Genomic DNA, 20,397 nt, shown 5'->3' with positions numbered 1-20,397 from the left:
GAACAGAAAAGCAGCGGCACATTTGCCGCTGCTATAAACTTATATAGTATTAAGCTGCGCTTTTAATAACAGCCTGCTTTTCCACCCAAGTTCTCATGCGTGTAAAAATAAGCATGAAAACAATTGAAATGATTAAACCTTTTAAAATGTTGAATGGCAAAATCCCTGTCACAATCATTGTTCTCATTTCAGGCGCTGACATTGCAGGGAAGTTAAGGAAGAATGTATATGCCGGCAGAATTACAAGGTAATTCAGCACACTCATAATGACAGCCATAACCATTGTGCCGATTACAAGCCCAAACGTCATGCCCTTTTTTGTTTTCAGCTTGCTGTACACATAATAGGTCGGCAGGACGAACAAAATGCCTGCGGCAAAGTTTGCAATATGCCCAACAGGAACACCTGTTGCACTCCCTGTCATGAAGTAATCAAGAATATTCTTAATAAGTTCCACTAAGATCCCTGCTGCTGGACCAAAGATTAACGCTGCGATTAATGCAGGAATATCGCTGAAGTCAATCATCAGAAATTGCGGAAACGGCGGGATTGGGAAATTGAGCAGCATTAATACGTAAGAGATGCTGCTTAGCATTCCAATAGCAACCATAGATTTGATATTAAGTTTTTTCAAGTTCCTCTCTCCTTTTTAGGACTATCTCTCCTAAAGAAGAAAGGTTCAGCTAAGCAAAAGTCTTCGCAATAAATAACCCTCAAGCTAATATAACTTGAGGGATAGTTGCAAAGGCACGCTTAATAACGTTCAAAACCTGCATATTTTGAACGTCTGCAGAACCTCCATCTTCTCCCATCCAGACTGTACTGTCGGCTTTGGAATTGCACCAAATCCTGCCCAAATAAACTGCAGAGCTTTTTATTCAAAAACTCTGCTCTAAGGCTCGCGGGCTTAGAGTCAATATTGACCCATCACCGCCGGTCGGGAATTTCACCCTGCCCCGAAGATAGACCGTATTTATTTATACAGATTCATTATACTGAAAAAAAGTTATTCTGTGAAGGGATATGTTCACCTGTCAGGTTTAGATCCATGCCAAAACCCTTTCAGTTTTTTTAGATATAACAAAAAAAGACGGCAATAAGCCATCCTTTATATATTATCCAAGCGGATATTCCTTTCTTTCTCCTTTTGAGAAGGTCATGATGGACTGATACCCCACTTCTTTTGCAAGGTCAATTGCCTTTTCAAAATCTGCACCTACATGTTCAGGAAAGTGCGCATCAGACGATAAAACAATCGGGATATTTTTTTCATGGCATCTCTGAAGAAGACGTTTGTCCGGGTATAGTTCCCCCACTGGTTTTCTCAGACCAGCCGTGCTAATTTCAACACATGTCTTGGATTCTGCCAGCGCATTGGCTGCACGATCATATTGCTCCAGCAAAAATTCTTCGTCCTGTGGAACATATTTAAAAATTTTCACGAGGTCTAAATGGCCAACAATATCGAATAAATTTGACTGAGCCAGAGTAACCACCTGATCAAAATATTTTCGATATACTTCATATAGATCCCGTTTATCCCATTCTTTTCTAAATTCAGCCAGGTCTATACCGAAATCTCCAACCCAATGAATGGATCCGATTACATAGTCAAACGAATAACTATTGATAAACTTCTCCATTTCACCATGTTTGCCTGGTGTGTAGTCCATTTCGATCGACATCTTCACATCTATGTCATTGCTCCAAGCTTCATGAAAAACATTCACATAGTCTTTCATATCATAAAAACGCCTCTCGTTTACCCATGGATTCTGCAGGATGTCTGCTGTCTGGTAGAAATGATATGCATGCTCTGAAATTCCAAAAGATTCAATCCCTTTCTGAACTGCAGCATCTGTGAATTTTTTTAAGTAATCCAGGCTCAACGTGCCATTTTCGAGATGATTATGATAGTCTGTAAGCATTTTTCAAACTCCCCCAGTTTTTTACCCATTATACTTTAAGGGAGTAAAGCGGTGCAATCATTTCTATTCTATTTTTTGTGAATGATTAGAATTTGTCCAATTTTTATTACATCTGAATCAGCATTATTTAAGTCTTTGATTGCTTCTGCAGTTGTATCATGAAATTTCGCAATAGAAGATAGAGTATCTCCTTGTTTAACAGTGTATTCTGTATATTTCTCGGGTTTTATCAATAGCTTTTGACCTAAAAAAATGTGATCAGGATTAATATTATTTAAATCCGCAATATCCCCAGCATTCAGATTATAGTGTGCAGCAATAGACCACAATGTTTCCCCTGTTTTAACTATATGGTAAGTTTCCACGGAATCATTTTTTATTTTCCCTGATTCAACATTAGACGGCCGTGCTGAAACTTCACGCGCATTTTCCTCTTTAATCACAGCATTTACAGCTTGTCCAACTACTCCCATTCCAAATGCAACAGAGGGATCAACTGCATTTATTTTATCAGCTGTCCATGCATGCGTATGTATTTCAAAATGGAGATGCACACCTGACGAGTCACCCGTGCTTCCCATCAGTCCGATTTTCTGTCCCTGCTCAACATTTTCTCCTTCAGCAGAAAAACGTTTTTCCAGATGGGCGTACACTGTTTCAGTTTGGTTGTTATGTTTAATGAATATCACATTTCCGTATGTTTGGGAATAATAAGACCTGGACACAATTCCTGTGTCAACAGCATAAACTGGATTCCCGGAATCCCCAGCTATATCGATGCCTTTATGATGCCCTTTCCTTGTCCCAAACGTGTCTGTAATTACACCATCTGCAGGCCATACCCAATGCTTTGTCATTTCCGGAATTTTTGGCTCCGCAGCTTTAGAATGCTTCCCTCCCAAAAATAACAGACTCACACAAAGAGCCATTATTCCTGCGATAAAGAAACGCCTTATGTAATCCTTCATCCTTTTCCTCCTATGTTGTCAGCTGAAATATCCGTACGAGTGCCTGCCACTGTCCACACTCTCTTTCACCCTATGACAGCTTGTACTCTTTTAGAACAATTAACATAAAGCTCTTAAAAGCACAGTTATTAGTATACTTCCAGCAGCATGGTTTTTATGCAGTCCTGAGGGATTTTTATTCAAAAAAAAAAGGCAGCCACATGGGCCGCCCTCTCTAATTTGGCAAATCTCGTTTATTAGCTGCTACTGGTACCTTTAATTCTTCAGTAAGGTCAAACTTGCCGATTTTATCAACATCTGCATTTTCCAATTTAACTGTATCAAAATTAAAATCTTTTGCCGTAAGAAGTATTGCTTCAATCGCATGAAGTGTTGATTCATCATCAATTATTTCTGATTCATTATGAAAACGGATTAAGAGTTTGCCATCCTGTATTTCTTCTGTTTCAAAATCAATGTCTTCTGGTATGGATGCCTGCAAATTATTTTCAGTCCGGTCTTCCTTCATGGCTGTTAGAGCATCTTTTATAGAGTTGAGATGTTGTCTAAGCGGGACCAGGAATGGTGTTGATTCTGCGCCATTTGGATATAAGAAATAATAAATTAAGTTACCATTGCTATTTTCCGGGATAAATTCCTCTCTATTTCCATAATGGCTAAATTCAACGCCGATTTCCCCTTCAGTCATGAGGTTAATCTTTTCTATATCAAGATTATTCATTATATTGGACAAGACCTTCTCTAAAAGTAATTCTGTCGCGGAAGACATACTATATGGATGATCCGCTGGCACATCAACAGTTAACATTTTATTTTCCTGATCATAGGTGAAATTTGCTTTCAGAGGATAGTAATCATCTAAACCCCATTCATCTTCGGTAAGCCTGCTCATCGTGTCTTCAAATTGTTCAAATTTCGTCCTGGCAGGGTCTTCATCAATTAAAACACTGACGGGTACAATATTTTGCGCATCCTTATCCGGAATCGCATAAGTCAGTACCTCTTTCCCTGCCAAATCTTCTTCATAAACGGCAGTAGGGCTTGATTCTGATGCAACTGTCTTCTTGTTTATCTCATCATTTAATTTCGCTTCCGCTTCCGGCTCAGTTGACAGCTCTGCCTGGTCCAGTTCTTCTGAGCCTTTCTCTTGGGCAATTAATTCAGAGTCTTCCTCTTTCGCTTCCAGAATAGTGTTATTTTCATTGGTTATTTGTTCAGATGAGGTTGATCGGTCCGCTTTCAATTCGACCTGCTTATCTGCAGACTCCTGCCAGCTCATAAGGTTTGGGACGAGAATAAAAAGCAGGAGCAAGGCAGCAGCCGCTGCGATAGACGGCAGGATCCATGTTCTGTTTTTTTGCTTTCCCATCTTCAATTCGATGGCTTGATAAATGTCTCTCGGATCACGATCATCCTTAATTTTAGGCATCTGGCTCAGAAATTCCTTAAGCTGCTCATCGCTCCACTTTGATTCCTTCATTATCCATTCCCTCCTTCACCTTAAAATCTTCCATATGCTTTTTAAGCACCTTTAAAGCACGATGCTGGGTTGTTTTAACCTTGCTTTCGGTCCAGCCTAGTGAATCAGCTGTTTCAGTAATGCTGAGTTCATGTATATATCTCATAATTATGACAAGCCTCTGGTCAATGGTGCATAAATCCAGACAGCGATAGATCAGCTGAATTTCTTCTCTTTGCAAGGCAATTTCTTCAGGCAGTGGGAGCTCATCCTTTACCTGCTGAGTTGACCAGTCAAATTTCTCCATAATCCTTTGCTTCCAGCCCTTTTGTTTGCGAAAGGAATCTATGGCAACATTCCGCGCAATTGAAAAGAGCCATGTTTTTTCGCTGCTTTTTCCTTCAAACCTTTCATATGATTTTAATACTCTTATATAGACTTCCTGGACTAAATCCTCAGCCAGTTCCTTGTTTTTGACCATATAAAAAAGAAATTGAAAAACGTCATGATGGTATTTTTTATAAAGTTCATCAAAAACGGAGTCCATGGATTCCCCTCCCCGTTCAATAAAATAGTCGTTCTCTCTCTAAAAAAAGTTACAGTTTAACTATATTATTATTTCGCAGAAAAGCGCAAGAGCCTGTTTAAGTGCAGGATTACTCCCTTTCCTGCAGAAACCCCGGCCTAATGCATAGAAATACCTTTCAAAAAAAAGGGGAAGGAAATTTCATGCATCTCCTTCCCTAAGCTTATTATTAATTGTTTCCCGTGTATCAAGAACAATCGTCACATTTCTCGCCTTTATCCTTCATTTCGAGGAATAAAAATTGAAAATGTCGTACCATGTCCGGTCTTGCTTTGAACGGTAATATGACCTTTATGAGCTTCAATTATATTTTTTGCAATTGCAAGGCCTAGACCTGTTCCAGATCGGCCCCTCGTTCTTGCTTTGTCCGCTTTGTAAAAGCGTTCAAATACAAACGGCAGGTCTTCTTCGGGAATCCCCGAGCCAGAATCCTTCACTTCAATAAACAGTCCCCGTTCATCACTTCTTTCGATCACTTTTACCTCTCCATTCTGAGGGGTATGCCGGATGGCATTATCAATCAGATTGGTCATGACCTGTTCAATTCTGTCCGGATCAAATTGAATAGGGACACCCTTGCTTTGCAGATCATTTTCCAGACTAATTTCCTTCTCTTTTGCCAGCCCCTGAAACTTCCTTATAATTCTTTGCAGATAGGAATTCACTTCAGTGTCTTCCATTGTCAGCTGAATATGTCCAGCTTCCATTCTGGCAAGATCCAGCAATTCATTCACAAGCCGGCCCATTCTCAGGGATTCATCATAAATGACACTTGCCATTTCTTTTTTCTCTTCGTCCGTTCCGGCAATATCATCGACGATCGCTTCACTATACCCCTGCATCATAGAAATGGGCGTCCTTAATTCATGAGAAACATTCGCTATAAAATCGTTGCGGAGCTTATCAAGCTTACGCTCTTCCGTCATATCCCGGATAACCGCAACCGCTCCTCTTATATATTTATTGTTATAAAGAGGGCTGACGATGATCACCCAGGAACGTCCCTGTATAGAGATTTCACCAATTTGCTCCTTTTCGGTATTTACAGCAAGCTGGAAAAGTTCCATTACTTTGGATGGCACTTCCTCTGTATTATTCTCTATGTCATCCAGTTCATAAAACCAGCTTTGCAAAAACCGCTCCGCAGGAGGATTTGTGATCAGGATCGTGCCATCCCGGTTAAAGGTAATTACCCCATCAGCCATTCCGCTTAGAATGCTTGCCAGCTGTTCTTTTTCCTGGCTTAGAGCATTCATATTGAATTTCAGCTGTCTGCCCATTTGATTAAAAGCCATGGCTAATTCGCCAACCTCATCATTAGTCAGAATCGGAACCTTTGTATCAAATTTGCCTCTTGCTACCTCAAAGGCAGCTTCTTTCATTTTTCTGAGCGGAGCATTAATTCTTGTCGATAAGAAAAATGCAAAGATGGTTGTTAAAATGATGGCGACTCCTGCTGCCAGCAAAATGAACTTGGTCGTTGAACGCAGTGTTTCATGCATGACTTCAATGGATTGATAAATAAAGACGGCCCCTTTGCTGCTGTCACCTTCAAGAGGCACCCCAATTATAAGAATCTTGCTGTCATCATCTGCATCTTCTTCTGAATACTCAGGATTAACAGATGTTACTTTTTTTACAGTTTTATCTTCCGTGAGAACTTCTTTTAAATCATCCTCCTCGGTGAGGTAGGAGATGGGGAGTTTTAATGAATCTGTATGGTTTGGGGAATAGTAGTACTCATTCGGCGAGTTAATAATGACTACTTTGGTAACATCATCGACAAGCTCCCAGGAAATCTCCAAACCGACTTCACGATTATGCTCTTTTAAAATTCTGGTTATTTTATGGGCTGTATTCGATAATCCTTTTTCTGTTTCATTTATATGGTAATTCTCAAAAAACTCAAGCAGCATGACTGTTAAAATCAGCAGTACAAAGGAAACTAATAAAAGAATAGTGCCCCATAGCTTACCTGCAACACTCCTAAAGAGCATCATTCATTGATAACCTCGAACTTGTAGCCCACTCCCCAAACAGTGACAATCATTCTGGCAGCCTGCTCAGAAACTTTATTTAATTTTTCTCGCAAGCGCTTTACATGAGTATCGACTGTTCTTAAATCTCCGAAAAATTCATAGTGCCATACTTCCTTTAGCAGCTGTTCCCTGTCAAAAACCTTATCTGGCGCCTTTGCCAGGAAATAAAGAAGTTCATATTCCTTAGGCGTTAAACTGACTTCTTTCCCATCAGCCAGCACTTTGTGAGCATCATTATCAATCGTTAGATGAGGAAAAACGATTACATCTTTCGCTGTTGTTTCTGTTTGAAGGTAGGTAGTTTTAGAAGACCTGCGCAATAATGCCTTCACGCGAAGCACAACTTCTCTTGGGCTGAAAGGTTTTACAATGTAATCATCAGTGCCCACTTCAAAACCCTGTACGCGGTTAACTTCTTCCCCTTTTGCAGTCAGCATGATTACGGGGGTAGCTTTTTTCTCTCTCAGCTCTCTGCAGACTTCAATGCCGTCTTTGCCAGGCATCATTAAATCCAAAAGAATGACATCGTAATCATTTGCCAAAGCTTTTGACAAAGCCTGGTTTCCATTTTCCGCTTCATCAATCGAATAATTTTCACGCTCAAGGTACATCTTTAATAAACGGCGGATTCTCTCTTCATCATCCACTAGTAAGATTTTTACTTGGTTTTCCATTTTTCAAATCCCCCTAACGTTCAATTAAATAAATAAAGCTTTAATTAAAGCCCTCACTATTGTGAAGTGAAGGCTTGTATGTTTAATATCAGAATTATTATCTTTGAATTTTGAGAACTGTCTAGCTCCAGCGCCTATCCCCTCGAGGTCACAAGCTTGTCTTGTTTCGGCTCCTAGGGACTCGGGGGTCATAAGCCGTTTCCTTTCAGAAGGAAAAACGCCTTCTTACAGGAACCATCTTATGCCTGTCGTCCCTGGGCAGTCGCCTCCACATTTCGGTCAATCCGCCCAAAAAGGCAAAGAACGCCTTTCCGGGAGGCTCGTCTTGTGCTTGAGGTCCGCAGGATGCGGGTCATGCAGACGTTGCCACAGGACGTGGTGTTCTTAGTCTGCGTTCCTTCGTGAGCAAGGCGCTTCCGCTTTTCTTGTTATGATCCGGCGTAGGAGTGCAATCCTGCAATGACCAGGTTTACCGCAACCAGGTTAAACATGATAATGATAAATCCGATTACTGCGAGCCACGCAGACTTTTCACCGTGCCAGCCCTTTGAAAGGCGAAGGTGAAGATAGGCAGCATAAAATAGAAAGGTAATAAGCGCCCATACTTCCTTTGGATCCCATCCCCAGAAACGGGTCCAGGCGATTTGTGCCCATATCATGGCAAAAATCAACGCTCCGAGCGTAAATACCGGAAATCCGATTAATACTGAACGGTAGCCGATCTCATCAACCAAATCCAGATTAATATTTTTTGCAAGCGGCTGAAGCGCAGCTCCAACCCTTTTTCGGAGAATCAATCTTAAAGCAAGATATAGAATGATACCTGAAGCCAATGACCATATAACTGTATTTAGTTTTTTGGCATTAATAATTGCAGGCATTTCCGCCAGTGGTTCAAATTTTCCTTCCGTAATCAGCTTTCCCTCGTTTGGACCGGTTAAAGCAGGCATATGATATTCAAGCACAGCTTCCTGTCCGTTCTTATCGACCCAGTTAAATTCGGCCTTGTAGCCGGAAACTGAAAAGCTTGAGCTTATAATAATAAAGCCAAGTGTACAAACCAAGCCAAACATAACGGCTTCCAGCCAGAATCTCTGTTTACTTTGCTTAGATTGATCGACTGATTTTACTAAATAGATAATACCTGCAGCAAAGCTTACAGCTAATATAGCCTGTCCAACTGCTGCTGTTGTAACGTGGATATGAAGCCAATCACTCTGCAGAGCCGGAATCAGGGGTGAAACTTCCCGCGGAAACATGCTTGCATAAGCGATCATAAGCACAGCAACAGGTAGTGTAAAGACTCCTAAAATAGGTGTTTTATAAATCAAGTAAATCACTATAAAAGCACCTACAAGCGACATTCCAAAGAATGTTGTAAATTCAAATAAGTTGCTGACAGGCGCATGTCCGGCTGCAATCCATCTCGTAATAAAGTAGCCGAGCTGTGCAGCAAACCCGATAATGGTAATCCATAGTCCAATTGCTGCCCATTTGTTTGGCCCTTTGTTTATATTTTTCTTATCCTTTATGGAGCCAGCAAAAAAGACAGTAGCAATTAAATAGAGGATAAAAGCTGTGTATAGTAAATTGCTGCTTATTGTAACCAATCAGATTCCTCCTTAGCCTTTCTTTTCACTTTGATTTTGAAGCTGGTCTTCCGGCACCTTAATTCCGGTTCCGTCCAATGCTGCCTCTATTTCCCTTTTAAGTCCATGCCAGTTTTTATTAGTGTGTCCGGCTACCCACACTTCTCCATTGACACGGCGCAGCCAGATTCTACGATGGTTCCAATAAGACCCTTGCGCAACACCTATCATGAAAATAACACCGCCCAATGCGATAATCCATAGAGTCAAATCTTTTCGGACAGTCAGAGCCGATACATTTTTAGTATCTATGCCTTTAAATGCCATCTTATATTCATTGTCGCCAAAAGGTTCAATTGTCTGCCGGATTGCAACAAAGCTAATTTCTCCATCTGGCTTTTCCGGAGTATACATTTTAAAAACAAAGGCAGGATTATTAGGAACTCTGGACTTTGTAATCGGTTCCCCATTTTCATCAAATTCAAAATCGGGAAAATAACTGACAACCTCCGCTTTATAGCCATTTCCAAGATCATAAACATCCTGAGGATCGTTCAGGTCGACTGTTAAATCACCATATTCTTCACCCGTTTTTTTATTTGTCAAGGCAAAGGACATTTTGTTAAGCTCATTAAGTTTATAATCTACTTGGTATAATGCAAATTTTTCAAACTTCAGAGGTTTATTTACCTTAATTTCAAAGTCCTTAACTTTCTCGAGATCAGCCTCTTCCCCTGCAACTGTATCTCCCTTTTTTTTATATAGAGTCACATTGGACTGATAATTTTTTGCTACCATCCCTGCCTTATCAATCGCTTCTTCAAACACTTCTTTATCTTTCTCTTTATCGTACATTTCAAGGATGAAGCCATCATTTTTAAGGTAGTATTCTCCATTGGTTTCAGGAATGACCTTTGTCTCGCCTTCCCGGATCCAAAGTATTTTGTCAACGTACATGCCCGGTACAAAACGCAGCATTCCTCCGATTAAAAATATGATAAGCCCTACATGGTTAACGTATGGGCCCCATCTTGAAAAACGTCCCTTTTCGGCAAGGATGTTTCCATTCTCTTCTCTGATGCTGTATTTCTTGGATTTTAATTTTTCTTTTGCCATTGTAAATGCCCGGTCATTGTCTTCTGCCTGAGACACCCCAAAAATCCGCTGGCGCAGCAGATAGCTTTCATGACGGCTTACCCTCTGTTTTTTTAGAGCCCTGTACAAAGGGATTACCCTATCCAGGCTGCATATCACAAGCGAAATGCCAATTGAGGCAATCAAAATCAAATACCACCATGAGCTATAAAGGTTATGAAATCCTAAATCATAGTATAATTTGCCTATCCAGCCATATTGATCTTCGTAATATTCTTCAGCAGGCATGATCGGCGGAATATACATTTCCTGAGGCAGAATTGTCCCGAGAGCTGAAGCAATCAGCGTAATGACAATCAGCCAGACTCCAACCTTAACAGATGAGAAGAAATTCCATATCTTATCAATTATCGTTTTGTTATAGGTTTGCGAACGGCGTGCACTTCCCTCATACCGCATATCCAGAAGTTTCTTATCCTTTTCCTTTTCTTCCAATACCTTGCCGCATGACTCACATAGTATTGTACCTATGGGGTTTACATGGCCGCAGTCGCACTTTACTTCTTTCATATATAAAACTCCCCGTAACCTATGGTTTAATCTGTTCCATATAGTTCTTGATCGTATCTTCAGTCATCTCTCCTGTAATATACTTGACAACCTTACCATCTTTATCGATAAGGAAAGTGGCAGGAAGAGGATTAATCCCGTAAGCTGATTGGACCTGGGTATTCTTATCAATGACAATAGGGAAAGATAAATCGTAACGCTCAGAAAATTTATTAACTGCCAAATCTGTTTCTCCTACATTGACAGCCAAAACCTGAACACCCTCATCTTTAAATTGCTTATATTGGTTGTTCATATATGGCATCTCTTTCTCACAGGGCTTGCACCATGTTCCCCAAAAGTTCAGGAAAACACCCTGGCCTTCATAATCTGATAATCGGTGTTTATTTCCATCCATATCTGTCAGAACAAAATCTGGTGCCTTTTCCCCCACGGCAACCTTTTGAATCTTGTCTTTTGTAAAATTAGCGTATAGCGTATATGCCACGGCAGCACCAAGGACAAGCAATATGACAGTTCTCATTACCAGACGCTGCTTTTTCATAAAAAACTTCCCTCCTAAGGCATCCTTTCAGATCAAAAATCGTACATTTAACAAGTTATATGTAACATATGGAAAAAGAATTTAGCCTCATAGCTGTTTACTATTATAGCATTTTTCATCATACCTATATTGTTAACAAATTATCGTAACTGTGACACTTCTATGAATTTTTCAGGGCTAACTATTTCTTCGTCATAGCAAGTGCCCGCAGCTGCTTAACTTCATGGGCCGTAAGTTCTCTCGCATCTCCCGCTGATAACCCCTGCAAATTGAGATAGCCATATCTCTCCCTCTTCAGTTTCAGAACGGGGTGGCCAATGGCTTCAAACATCCTCCTAACCTGGCGGTTACGTCCTTCATGAATGCTGATTTCCACAATTGCTGTCTGTTTTTTCTTATCCATTGATAAAAGTTTGGTTTTAGCAGGTGCTGTTTTTCCATCTTCGAGTACCACACCTCTTTGAAGGCTTCTCATGCTTTCTTTTGAAGGGATGCCTTTTACCTTGGCAACGTAGACTTTTTCAATCTCATTGCTTGGGTGCATTAAAAGATTTGCAAACTCCCCATCATTGGTAAGAATGAGAATTCCGGATGTATCGTAATCCAGTCTGCCAACTGGGTAAATTCTTTGTTTGATGCCTTCAAAAAAATCCGTGACGACTTTTCTGCCTTTATCATCGGAAACGGCAGAAATTACGCCTCTTGGCTTATAGAGAAGGAAATAAACGGGCTCCTCTCTCTCAACTGGAATCCCATCCACTTCAATCCGATCTGAAGGAGATACTTTAACACCCAGTTCCTTCACAGTTTTTCCATTAACTTTTACACGGCCTTCAGCCATTAGCTCTTCCGCTTTTCTTCGCGAAGCAAACCCGGCATGGGCAATAACCTTCTGCAATCTTTCCATATATGTCACCTCAAAGTTTTATTTACAGTATTTCATACTTTTTCACTCCTACTGAATTATGACATAATTCGTCAAGTTTTCAAAGCAAACCATAGTCAAAACAGCTTACATTAAAAAGAGTCTATATTTACTGAAAGTTGGAATTTGGAAGTAAAATAAAAAAGATACCCCAATTCAGGTATCTTTTGTGCAGGAAAATGTATTTTAATGTTACATACTGCCAAAAACAAGTGTTACGATCACAATGGATGCAATGATGCCTGCCAAATCGGCTAAGAGTCCGACTTTGAGGGCATCTCCCATTTTTTTGATTCCTACCGCTCCAAAGTAGACCGTCAATACATAAAAAGTTGTATCTGTACTGCCCTGAAGCACGGAGGCAAGTCTGCCTATGAACGAGTCGGGACCATGGACAGCGATTAGGTCACTGGTCATTCCCAGAGCTGCAGTCCCAGAGATCGGACGGATGATAGCAAGGGGTACGATATCAGGAGGTACTCCAATTGCATCAAGTCCGGGCCTGATCAGATCCATAAAATACTCCAGAGCGCCGGAAGCCCTGAAGACCGAGATGGCTACAAGCATGCCGACAAGAAACGGAATGATGGATACAGCAATTTTTATGCCTTCTTTTCCGCCTTCAGTAAAGCTTTCATAAGTAGGAACTTTCTTAAATGTTCCATATATTAATATAAAGCCTATTAAAATAGGAATTAACCAAAGGGAAACAGCTGACACAATCTCCATCCTAACCTCATCCTTTACGCGTTCTTCGGTAATAGAAATAACGATCTATCATTATTGCGGCCAATGTTGAGCAGAATGTAGCCACTAAAGTGGGACCTACAATATCGGTTGGCGAGGCGGAATTATAATTCATCCGTATTGCAATCACGGTTGTAGGAATTAAAGTAAGACTTGAAGTGTTGATGGCCAAAAAGGTAATCATAGAGCGGCTCGCTTCATTTTTGCCTCCATTCAATTGTTTCAGCTCTTCCATAGCTTTAATGCCGAGCGGGGTAGCTGCGTTTCCAAGACCGAACATATTGGCCATCATATTTGAAAGCATATATCCCATCGCAGGGTGATCTCCGGGCACCTCTGGAAATAGCTTTTTCACAATTGGCCGGAATAACGAAGCAAGCTTTTTCAGCAATCCAGCGTCCTCTGCTATTCTCATCATTCCCAGCCAAAAAACAAGAATGCTAATTAGGCCGATGCATAACGTGACCGCTTCTTTTGCACCATTGAAAATGGCTTCGTTCACTTCATTCATGGTGCCATTTATCATAGCGAAAACTATGCCTATAGCGGTAAGCATCACCCAAATGATATTAACCATTTGTTTTCACTCCCGCAATGGAGGTAAAAAGCCCCTTAAAGTAATCTAATAGCGATTTATCTTCTTTTGCTGGATCATGCTTATAATATAAAGAGAGCTTTTTAACAGGCTGATCTTCAAAATACACTGTTGCATGACCGATGACTTCAGGCATAGTCCGGCTGTCTTCCCACTCTGATTCAGGTTTCTGCAGCTTTATATCAATTTTAAACTTGCCTTTTTCCTCCTTTGAAACAGGGTAGTTGTAGGAATGCTTTAAATAAACTTTGCCTTTATAATAATCTTCATCAATATCCTCTATAACTCCCTTCGGCAAGACTTCCACCATGTCATAGGTTTTAAAAGCTGTCTCATACATATTAATATGATCATTCCAGTCATCGGGTCCGTTTAATGTTACTGCTATCAGATTTAAACTTCCTTTGGATGCTGTTGTTACTAAAGTTCTCTTCGCCCTCTTTGTATAGCCTGTTTTTCCTCCGGTGCAATACTCATATAATTCAGTCAGAAGCCTATTTTTATTTTTCCAAACCCTGTCCCAGCTTTCATTTGGATTTGGCGCTCTATGCACCTTTGTTCCAGCAATTTTTTGGTAGATCTCATTATTCATTGCATACCTGGTTAGCAATGCCATATCATACGCTGTCGAATAATGGTCTTCATGATCATCCAGACCATGGGGGTTTGCGAAATGTGTGTTTTTCATGCCAATCTCTTCAGCTTTCTTATTCATTAAAAAGCCAAATCCTTCAAGGCTTCCGCCAACATGCTCTGCGATTGCAACAGCAGAGTCATTGCCTGAACGAAGCATGAGTCCATAGACCAGATCTTCAAGCTTTATTTTTTCGCCTGCTTTTAGATAAATCGAGGAGCCTTCCGCTCTGACAGCACGGTCACTAACTTTAACCAAGTCATCCATTTTCCCGGACTCTATAGCCAGAATTGCTGTCATGATTTTTGTAATGCTTGCTATTCTCCTCACTTCATTTGCATCTTTCTGGTAAAGGATACGGCCAGAATCCTGCTCCATTAATATTGCGCTCCGGGCACTTACTGAAACAGAAGCTTCTGTCTCCTGAGGAATATACATCATCATCAACGCGGTGACCAAAACCATGGCCAGCAGCCTGCTAAACCTTTTCATTGCACAAAACCCCGTCTCCTTTATGGATGTCAAATTGAGCGAAATACATGATCTCCCCGCCAGGGAGGAGTTCCATGTTTTTCATTTATTTGTACAAGTTTATGCAGGACAAGTAGTGATATGACTATTAAGTTTGTCTTGTCTGGAAGCTTTGGAGGTGGCCTGTCCATCAAAAATAAGGGGAATACTCTTGGTACTCCCCCTCTTACTTATTTCTGCTCCTATTTAGTACGGCTTCCATTTTAACTCAGATGCTTTTAAATACCTGTCCTCCACATCCTTCCAGTTGACAACATTCCACCAATTTTTCACATAATCTCCGCGATTATTTTTATATTGCAGATAATAAGCATGTTCCCATACATCTAAAACCAGCAATGGGATCGTATCCCACTGGGTTAAAAGCATATGTCTTTCCGACTGAAGTATTTCAAGTCTGCGCGCTCTTGGCGACCAGACCAGGATTGCCCAGCCTACGCCTTCTACCTGTTTGGCTGCTTCAGAGAAATGGCTTTTGAACCTTTCAAAGCTCCCAAAGTATTTGTTGATTTCTTTCAGGAGTGCCCCAGAAGGTTTTCCTCCGCCCTCAGGGCTCATATTATTCCAGAATATCGTATGCAAATAATGGCCAGATCCATGAAAGGCAAGTTCACGGGACCAGTGTTTTACCAGACTGTAATCATTATTGTCCCTGGCATTTTGAAGCATCACCTCTGCTTTGTTCAATCCATCCACATATGATTGATGATGCTTATCATGATGCAGCCTCATAATTTCGCCTGAAATATGCGGCTCAAGCGCATTGTAATCATAAGGGAGCGGAGGCAAAATATGCTTACCCGCAGAAATGTACGGTTCATTAATATAGATATTTCCAAGCTGCTGTCTATTAGAAAAGTAATTCTCCATATCGGAATGTAGAGCATCCACTTGTTCCTGCAGCTTTTCCAGGGCTTCTATATCGAGGGGGCCGCTTATTCCATCCATAATTCCGGTAAAATGATCCAGCCTTTGCCACAGTTCACTGTTTTGTTCAACATCCTCCGAGTCTAAAAACTCTCTTAGCTCTTTGTTCCATTTTGTAACTTCCCTGATGTAATCTTCCATTTTACTCATACAATCCCTCACTCACTTCTTTTTATAGCTCACTTTCTATTTGTATGAGTGGAAGTTTGTACGTTTTCCAAAGAACCAGGAATTCTTCACACAAAAAAAAGAACAGCTTCCAGCTGTTCTTCAACATTCCTATTTTGATTGAATCATTTTTGTCCGGTAATCAGTTTCGTAATATTCAAGTTCCTCCCGAATCCTTTGGAATTCTCCTTCCAGCTGCCTGAACATTGTTTTTAAGCTGTCGGGAACTTCCTCATGGAATTGGATTGAGTTTTTTCCAGTATATGCTGAACGGCTATTCTCAAACCAGGCATCATTTTTCGGAGAGAAAAACTCTTCAATGCATTGATGGTAAATCCTATATAATGTCTTTTCGGCAGCCCCCTTTTGGAAGGGTTCGCTTTTTAAAATGATCTTGCAGGTATCAAGCCCTTCTTCACAATAAACCAGCAGTTTTCTGACATGTGAAAGAATGCTTTTATAATAATTCACATTTCCCTGTTTTTCTGTTTCAAGATCTTTAATCGTTGTATTATTTAAGAAATCTTCAAAAGCGGCAACGCTATTACCGAGGAAATTTTTCACATCTTCCATTTGTGATTTAACGATTGAATTCCCCATCCATTACACCCCCGTATTTATACACTGGCTATTACTGCGGTTGAACAATAAAATCTAAAGGTGATCGCAGGTCAAAGGATTTTTTATTCTCCAGCGCTTCAAAAATGGAGGGAAGCCTGGAAAAGTCCAGATCCTGAAAATAGGATGCAAAATCAGCCTTTGAGTTTAGATAAATTCGTTTGCGATGCCTAAAACCCGGGTTCTTTAATAAACATGAAAGAGCAACAAGATCCTTGAACTGCACCTCTCTCGTACCAGCAATGAAGACTGGATTCTGTTCATAGGGTGTGAACTCATTCATGGATTCATCAAAGAAACGGACATATAAAACATGAAAAGTTTTCTCCTGCCCATCTTCTTCGAACACAATCTCGCTTCTGTTAAAAAAGTCCTCCGAAGTGTTCGGCTTTTCTTTTTCAAGCTCGTATCCCCTGCAATGTTTAATCAGCAAGCAAAACCCTCCTATTTCCCCCGATGGTTTTAAGTTAATATGTATAGGAAAAATATAAATCTATTTTACCACACATCCTTTGTAATGTGTCAGAAAACTCAAGAATCTAGCTCCTGGAATTTCTCAAAGAATAAATCTGCTTCTTCCTGGAATGAATCCTCTTCTTCACTAATCTTATCCGGCAGCGGCGGAAGCTCTTCTATGCTTTTAAGGCCAAAATAATCAAGAAACTCTTTAGTCGTTCCATACAGGTAGGCTCTCCCTGTTCCTTCTGCCCGTCCAACTTCTTTAATCAGTGCTTTTGCGGATAATGTCTGAAGAGGCCTCTCTGTCTTGACTCCTCTTATCTCTTCAACCTCTGTCCTTGTAATAGGCTGTCTGTATGCGATGATTGCCAGTGTCTCGAGTGCCGCCTGAGATAAGGAGGCGGAAGATGGAGATTCTACCAGCTTTTTTAAATATGGAGAAAACTCTTTTTTCGTAACAAGCTGAATAGTCCCCGCCAGTTCAACCGCCATAATTCCGCGGCTGCTATTGCTATAGTCTTCAATAAGGCTGTCCATGATTTCACGGGCCTGAAGTTCTTCCACCTCCAGAACATGGGCAATTTGCTTTAGGGATAATCCTTCATCACCAGCAGCAAACAGAAGGCTTTCAGCAATTCCCTTCCAATTAATAAACTCCATCTTATTTTTCTCCTTCCATGGAAGCTACAAAGATATCCGAGAAGTTTTTGTCCTGCTCGACCAGTATTTCTTTACGCTTGATTAACTCAAGTACCGCCAAGAAAGTTACCACTATATGTTCTCTGTCTGATATTGGAAAAAGGTCGGTAAATTTTTTCCTGCCCTTAAAATTCCTTAACTGGTCCACAATTTCAGACATCCGCTTCTCTATGGGAATCTCCTGGCGGGCAACCTTCGCAGAAAGCGGCCTTTGCAGTTTCTTCCTTCTTAATAACTTTTGCAGAGCGCCAAGCATATCATAAAGACTTACATTCAAATCAGCTTTTTCCTGCTGTGAATCATTTACATATTCCGAAAGGTCTGCAGGCGGCTTTGTGTACATTAAACTTCTATCCTGTTCCCGCTCCTTAAGCTCTTCTGCAGCTTCCTTATATTTACGGTATTCAATCAGCCGCTCTACAAGTTCATCCCTTGGATCTTCTTCCATTTCCATTCCAAATTCATCTTCCAGCTCTTCCTCATCATGCTTGGGCAGCAGCATTTTGCTTTTAATTGCCAGCAATGTAGCTGCCATTACAAGATATTCGCTTGCTACGTCAAGCTGAAGCTCCTTCATTGTATGTATATAAATGAGGTATTGCTCGGTGATTTCTGATACAGGAATGTCATAGATATCGATTTCAAGCCGATTGATAAGATGTAGAAGAAGATCCAGCGGCCCTTCGAACGCATCTATTTTTACATTATAATGATCATATTGCATAAATACCCACCAAATTTTCCTAATATAAATTTCCCTTAAACGCCAAAATACTATATCTAGTATAGATTATTCATTAGTGTTATCCAATAGAAAAATAACCCTGATGCCCGTTATGCCCGCAAATTCAATTTCGAACTTTTTGATGCGCCCAATCATTCAGGCAATTGCCTACATACGATGTATGGAAATAAAGATACAGGAGGTATTTTATATGTCTAATGCTGGATTTGGAGATTGCGGAAAAGGGTTTGCTTTAATTGTTGTGCTGTTCATCCTATTAATTATTGTAGGAGCTTCCTGTTGCTTCTAAATTGTTGCGTTTAATACAGCAAATAAGGCTCTTTGCTTGCTGGTCCTGAAAAAAGATGGCATCTCAGAGACCAGCCAGCAGCGCCCAAATATAAGTGTTCAAATGCATCCCCTGTAAAAGCCCGGTCTTATCGCCGGGTTTTTATTTTTCTGATAACCGTTTCCCTATGTTAAAATAAAGAAAGAATTGTCAAGGAGTGAAAGTATGTATCCTGATGAATATATCGAATTCATGGTCCATTTTCATGGTGACCGTGATTATTTTGAATGTCACGAAATACTGGAGGAATACTGGAAGAATACGGATCGAAACAATAAGAGTTCTACATGGGTCGGATTAATTCTCATGGCAGTTTCTTTTTATCATCATCGCAGAGAAAATTTTAATGGTGCCGAACGCACTCTCCGCAAAGGAATCGGCATATTGGAGTGCAGCCCTGCAGATTTGACGGCACTGGGACTTAATGCAGATCATTTGATGAAAGACCTTAAGGAAAGGCTCGACCTGATACAAAAAGGAGGGAAGTACACGAGCGTTAATTTGCCAATTACAGACAACTTGCTTAAGGAAAAATGCATGAATATTTGCTCCTCCAAGGGAATTGCCTGGTGCTCTGACAGCATTCTGCTGGATAAAGAAATTGTTCACCGTCATAAAAGAAGAGATAGAACCATGGTCATTAAAGAGAGACTTGATGCCCTGAATCAGAAAAAAAGGCAGGAATAATGATTATTCGCTGCCTTTTTCAATGTATGATATTGTATTATTTTGAACCTCAATAAGTGACCAGCTCCGTCTCCTGACCTCTCGAGATCAAAAGATTGTCGGGGGTGGCAAGGCGCTTCCTCTTTTCTTAATTAACATCACATTTGTTCAGAAAAGATTCCGTTTCATCAGTTGCAGTTAACGTTTTGCCAGGATAAAGTTCATCCAATGCTTTTATCATTGTTTTTCCTATCCCTTGATGCCGGTGTGACGGGTTAACAGAGATATGCTGAATCTCCATGGTCTGATCACTTGATGTAACACCGACCAGCCCAATGATGTCTTCGCCTTCCTTCCACAAAAACAGCTGCCAATTTTCTTCTGATTCATATTGCTTCATCGTCTGCTGCAGCCTTTTCAAGTCTTTTTCATTAGGCATGAAAGATAAAAGACCCATTGCAATTTTTTCAAATGATTTTTTATATCGAATTAGCATATTAATCCCTCATTATTTGAATAAAAACATCATAAACCATTTTTCCCATTTTTTAATATTTGTAAACTTACCATAACAGTATATGTATTCAAGCTGAATGTTGCTATTTTCGAATAAAAACCGGCTTATTCATTGCCTTAACGCATTTTCTGATATAAGTGGGCTCTAAACTATAAAAAACCAGTAAACCAGTCCCCATCCGATGCTTAACACAAGCAATAAAATAAAAAGAAGCCAATTGCTTTTTTTCATGATTCCTTACTGCCCCCATTTATATATAAATCCTGAGACTTACAAACTATCATTCATTTTACACTATTCTTTCTGATAATTCCATTCTGCTTGCTGAAATAGGCATTTTGAGCTAATGTTTCATTTATAGAAGAATTGAAACTTTTTCGCATAAG

General features: G+C 40.3%; 22 protein-coding genes and 1 riboswitch. Of the genes, 2 read left to right on the top strand and 20 right to left on the bottom strand.

Annotated features, from left to right (window positions below):
- Positions 1-49 precede the first annotated feature (49 nt).
- From ACEQ1T_RS22460 to ACEQ1T_RS22370, 19 genes are all read right to left on the bottom strand, one after another.
- Positions 50-634, bottom strand: a complete 585-nt coding sequence (locus ACEQ1T_RS22460) for an ECF transporter S component (RefSeq protein ID WP_370224804.1) — start codon at positions 632-634, stop codon at positions 50-52.
- A gap of 162 nt (positions 635-796) precedes the next feature.
- A riboswitch (FMN riboswitch) is annotated at positions 797-968 on the bottom strand.
- Between the two features lie 147 nt (positions 969-1,115).
- A complete protein-coding gene (locus ACEQ1T_RS22455) occupies positions 1,116-1,928 on the bottom strand; it encodes a histidinol-phosphatase (RefSeq protein ID WP_370224802.1) in 813 nt (270 codons plus the stop codon).
- A gap of 68 nt (positions 1,929-1,996) precedes the next feature.
- On the bottom strand, positions 1,997-2,896 hold the full coding sequence (locus ACEQ1T_RS22450; protein ID WP_370224801.1) for a LysM peptidoglycan-binding domain-containing protein: 900 nt from the start codon (positions 2,894-2,896) through the stop codon (positions 1,997-1,999).
- A gap of 214 nt (positions 2,897-3,110) precedes the next feature.
- Positions 3,111-4,376, bottom strand: coding sequence for a hypothetical protein (locus tag ACEQ1T_RS22445; protein ID WP_370224799.1), 1,266 nt, complete (start codon positions 4,374-4,376; stop codon positions 3,111-3,113).
- The gene (gene sigX / locus ACEQ1T_RS22440; protein ID WP_206838287.1) at positions 4,351-4,902 is read right to left on the bottom strand and encodes an RNA polymerase sigma factor SigX; all 552 of its coding nucleotides are present in this window, start codon (positions 4,900-4,902) and stop codon (positions 4,351-4,353) included. The genes ACEQ1T_RS22445 and sigX overlap by 26 nt, the downstream gene beginning before the upstream one ends.
- A 254-nt stretch (positions 4,903-5,156) precedes the next feature.
- Positions 5,157-6,941: an ATP-binding protein gene (locus ACEQ1T_RS22435; RefSeq protein WP_370224797.1), complete on the bottom strand. Its 1,785-nt coding sequence runs from the start codon at positions 6,939-6,941 to the stop codon at positions 5,157-5,159.
- Positions 6,938-7,654 (bottom strand): response regulator transcription factor, encoded by a 717-nt coding sequence (locus ACEQ1T_RS22430; protein ID WP_019380359.1) that lies wholly within the window; start codon positions 7,652-7,654, stop codon positions 6,938-6,940. The genes ACEQ1T_RS22435 and ACEQ1T_RS22430 overlap by 4 nt, the downstream gene beginning before the upstream one ends.
- Positions 7,655-8,082: 428 nt before the next feature.
- Positions 8,083-9,264, bottom strand: coding sequence for a c-type cytochrome biogenesis protein CcsB (gene ccsB, locus ACEQ1T_RS22425; RefSeq protein ID WP_370224796.1), 1,182 nt, complete (start codon positions 9,262-9,264; stop codon positions 8,083-8,085).
- A 12-nt stretch (positions 9,265-9,276) separates the two neighbouring features.
- Entirely contained in the window at positions 9,277-10,908 is a 1,632-nt protein-coding gene (locus ACEQ1T_RS22420) for a cytochrome c biogenesis protein ResB (RefSeq protein WP_370224794.1), read from the bottom strand.
- A 19-nt stretch (positions 10,909-10,927) separates the two neighbouring features.
- A complete protein-coding gene (resA, locus tag ACEQ1T_RS22415; RefSeq protein ID WP_009332804.1) occupies positions 10,928-11,452 on the bottom strand; it encodes a thiol-disulfide oxidoreductase ResA in 525 nt (174 codons plus the stop codon).
- A 181-nt stretch (positions 11,453-11,633) separates the two neighbouring features.
- Positions 11,634-12,359: a 23S rRNA pseudouridine(2605) synthase RluB gene (rluB, locus tag ACEQ1T_RS22410; protein WP_206838296.1), complete on the bottom strand. Its 726-nt coding sequence runs from the start codon at positions 12,357-12,359 to the stop codon at positions 11,634-11,636.
- Positions 12,360-12,569: 210 nt separating this feature from the next.
- Positions 12,570-13,106 carry a spore maturation protein gene (locus ACEQ1T_RS22405; RefSeq protein ID WP_206838298.1) on the bottom strand — a complete coding sequence of 179 codons (537 nt, stop codon included), beginning with the start codon at positions 13,104-13,106 and terminating at the stop codon, positions 12,570-12,572.
- Between the two features lie 7 nt (positions 13,107-13,113).
- A complete protein-coding gene (locus ACEQ1T_RS22400) occupies positions 13,114-13,701 on the bottom strand; it encodes a nucleoside recognition domain-containing protein (protein ID WP_206838300.1) in 588 nt (195 codons plus the stop codon).
- The gene (locus tag ACEQ1T_RS22395; RefSeq protein WP_206838302.1) at positions 13,694-14,845 is read right to left on the bottom strand and encodes a D-alanyl-D-alanine carboxypeptidase family protein; all 1,152 of its coding nucleotides are present in this window, start codon (positions 14,843-14,845) and stop codon (positions 13,694-13,696) included. Before ACEQ1T_RS22395 ends, ACEQ1T_RS22400 begins: the two co-directional genes overlap by 8 nt.
- 225 nt (positions 14,846-15,070) lie before the next feature.
- The gene (locus tag ACEQ1T_RS22390; RefSeq protein WP_206838305.1) at positions 15,071-15,961 is read right to left on the bottom strand and encodes a superoxide dismutase; all 891 of its coding nucleotides are present in this window, start codon (positions 15,959-15,961) and stop codon (positions 15,071-15,073) included.
- 129 nt (positions 15,962-16,090) lie between these two features.
- Positions 16,091-16,579, bottom strand: a complete 489-nt coding sequence (locus ACEQ1T_RS22385) for a YpuI family protein (RefSeq protein WP_206838308.1) — start codon at positions 16,577-16,579, stop codon at positions 16,091-16,093.
- A 31-nt stretch (positions 16,580-16,610) separates the two neighbouring features.
- Positions 16,611-17,030, bottom strand: coding sequence for a hypothetical protein (locus tag ACEQ1T_RS22380; protein WP_206838311.1), 420 nt, complete (start codon positions 17,028-17,030; stop codon positions 16,611-16,613).
- 98 nt (positions 17,031-17,128) lie between these two features.
- Positions 17,129-17,716, bottom strand: coding sequence for an SMC-Scp complex subunit ScpB (gene scpB / locus ACEQ1T_RS22375; RefSeq protein WP_206838313.1), 588 nt, complete (start codon positions 17,714-17,716; stop codon positions 17,129-17,131).
- A gap of 1 nt (position 17,717) precedes the next feature.
- Positions 17,718-18,479, bottom strand: coding sequence for a segregation/condensation protein A (locus ACEQ1T_RS22370; RefSeq protein ID WP_206838315.1), 762 nt, complete (start codon positions 18,477-18,479; stop codon positions 17,718-17,720).
- A gap of 211 nt (positions 18,480-18,690) precedes the next feature.
- Between ACEQ1T_RS22370 and ACEQ1T_RS22365 the strand changes: the two genes are divergently transcribed.
- Entirely contained in the window at positions 18,691-18,789 is a 99-nt protein-coding gene (locus ACEQ1T_RS22365) for a YjcZ family sporulation protein (RefSeq protein WP_206838319.1), read from the top strand.
- A gap of 204 nt (positions 18,790-18,993) precedes the next feature.
- A complete protein-coding gene (locus ACEQ1T_RS22360; protein WP_206838321.1) occupies positions 18,994-19,515 on the top strand; it encodes a DUF309 domain-containing protein in 522 nt (173 codons plus the stop codon).
- Between the two features lie 127 nt (positions 19,516-19,642).
- Here the strand turns inward: ACEQ1T_RS22360 and ACEQ1T_RS22355 are convergent, their stop codons facing one another.
- The gene (locus ACEQ1T_RS22355) at positions 19,643-19,990 is read right to left on the bottom strand and encodes a GNAT family N-acetyltransferase (RefSeq protein ID WP_206838322.1); all 348 of its coding nucleotides are present in this window, start codon (positions 19,988-19,990) and stop codon (positions 19,643-19,645) included.
- Positions 19,991-20,397: the final 407 nt, after the last annotated feature.

This window comes from Cytobacillus sp. (genome assembly GCF_964223445.1).
Lineage (GTDB): Bacteria > Bacillota > Bacilli > Bacillales > Cytobacillaceae > Cytobacillus.
This window is presented reverse-complemented; position numbering and strand designations above follow the sequence as displayed.

Bases quoted from the DNA above. Each gene is read 5' to 3' on its own strand.
- ACEQ1T_RS22445 (WP_370224799.1), bottom strand. From the start codon at position 4,376: ATGAAGGAATCAAAGTGGAGCGATGAGCAGCTTAAGGAATTTCTGAGC.
- ACEQ1T_RS22420 (WP_370224794.1), bottom strand. From the start codon at position 10,908: ATGAAAGAAGTAAAGTGCGACTGCGGCCATGTAAACCCCATAGGTACA.
- scpB (WP_206838313.1), bottom strand. From the start codon at position 17,716: ATGGAGTTTATTAATTGGAAGGGAATTGCTGAAAGCCTTCTGTTTGCT.
- ACEQ1T_RS22385 (WP_206838308.1), bottom strand. From the start codon at position 16,579: ATGGGGAATTCAATCGTTAAATCACAAATGGAAGATGTGAAAAATTTC.
- ACEQ1T_RS22400 (WP_206838300.1), bottom strand. From the start codon at position 13,701: ATGGTTAATATCATTTGGGTGATGCTTACCGCTATAGGCATAGTTTTC.
- ACEQ1T_RS22355 (WP_206838322.1), bottom strand. From the start codon at position 19,990: ATGCTAATTCGATATAAAAAATCATTTGAAAAAATTGCAATGGGTCTT.
- ACEQ1T_RS22390 (WP_206838305.1), bottom strand. From the start codon at position 15,961: ATGAGTAAAATGGAAGATTACATCAGGGAAGTTACAAAATGGAACAAA.
- sigX (WP_206838287.1), bottom strand. From the start codon at position 4,902: ATGGACTCCGTTTTTGATGAACTTTATAAAAAATACCATCATGACGTT.
- ACEQ1T_RS22405 (WP_206838298.1), bottom strand. From the start codon at position 13,106: ATGGAGATTGTGTCAGCTGTTTCCCTTTGGTTAATTCCTATTTTAATA.
- ACEQ1T_RS22455 (WP_370224802.1), bottom strand. From the start codon at position 1,928: ATGCTTACAGACTATCATAATCATCTCGAAAATGGCACGTTGAGCCTG.
- ACEQ1T_RS22365 (WP_206838319.1), top strand. From the start codon at position 18,691: ATGTCTAATGCTGGATTTGGAGATTGCGGAAAAGGGTTTGCTTTAATT.
- ACEQ1T_RS22360 (WP_206838321.1), top strand. From the start codon at position 18,994: ATGTATCCTGATGAATATATCGAATTCATGGTCCATTTTCATGGTGAC.
- ACEQ1T_RS22430 (WP_019380359.1), bottom strand. From the start codon at position 7,654: ATGGAAAACCAAGTAAAAATCTTACTAGTGGATGATGAAGAGAGAATC.
- resA (WP_009332804.1), bottom strand. From the start codon at position 11,452: ATGAAAAAGCAGCGTCTGGTAATGAGAACTGTCATATTGCTTGTCCTT.
- ACEQ1T_RS22395 (WP_206838302.1), bottom strand. From the start codon at position 14,845: ATGAAAAGGTTTAGCAGGCTGCTGGCCATGGTTTTGGTCACCGCGTTG.
- ACEQ1T_RS22450 (WP_370224801.1), bottom strand. From the start codon at position 2,896: ATGAAGGATTACATAAGGCGTTTCTTTATCGCAGGAATAATGGCTCTT.
- ACEQ1T_RS22370 (WP_206838315.1), bottom strand. From the start codon at position 18,479: ATGCAATATGATCATTATAATGTAAAAATAGATGCGTTCGAAGGGCCG.
- rluB (WP_206838296.1), bottom strand. From the start codon at position 12,359: ATGGAAAGATTGCAGAAGGTTATTGCCCATGCCGGGTTTGCTTCGCGA.
- ACEQ1T_RS22435 (WP_370224797.1), bottom strand. From the start codon at position 6,941: ATGATGCTCTTTAGGAGTGTTGCAGGTAAGCTATGGGGCACTATTCTT.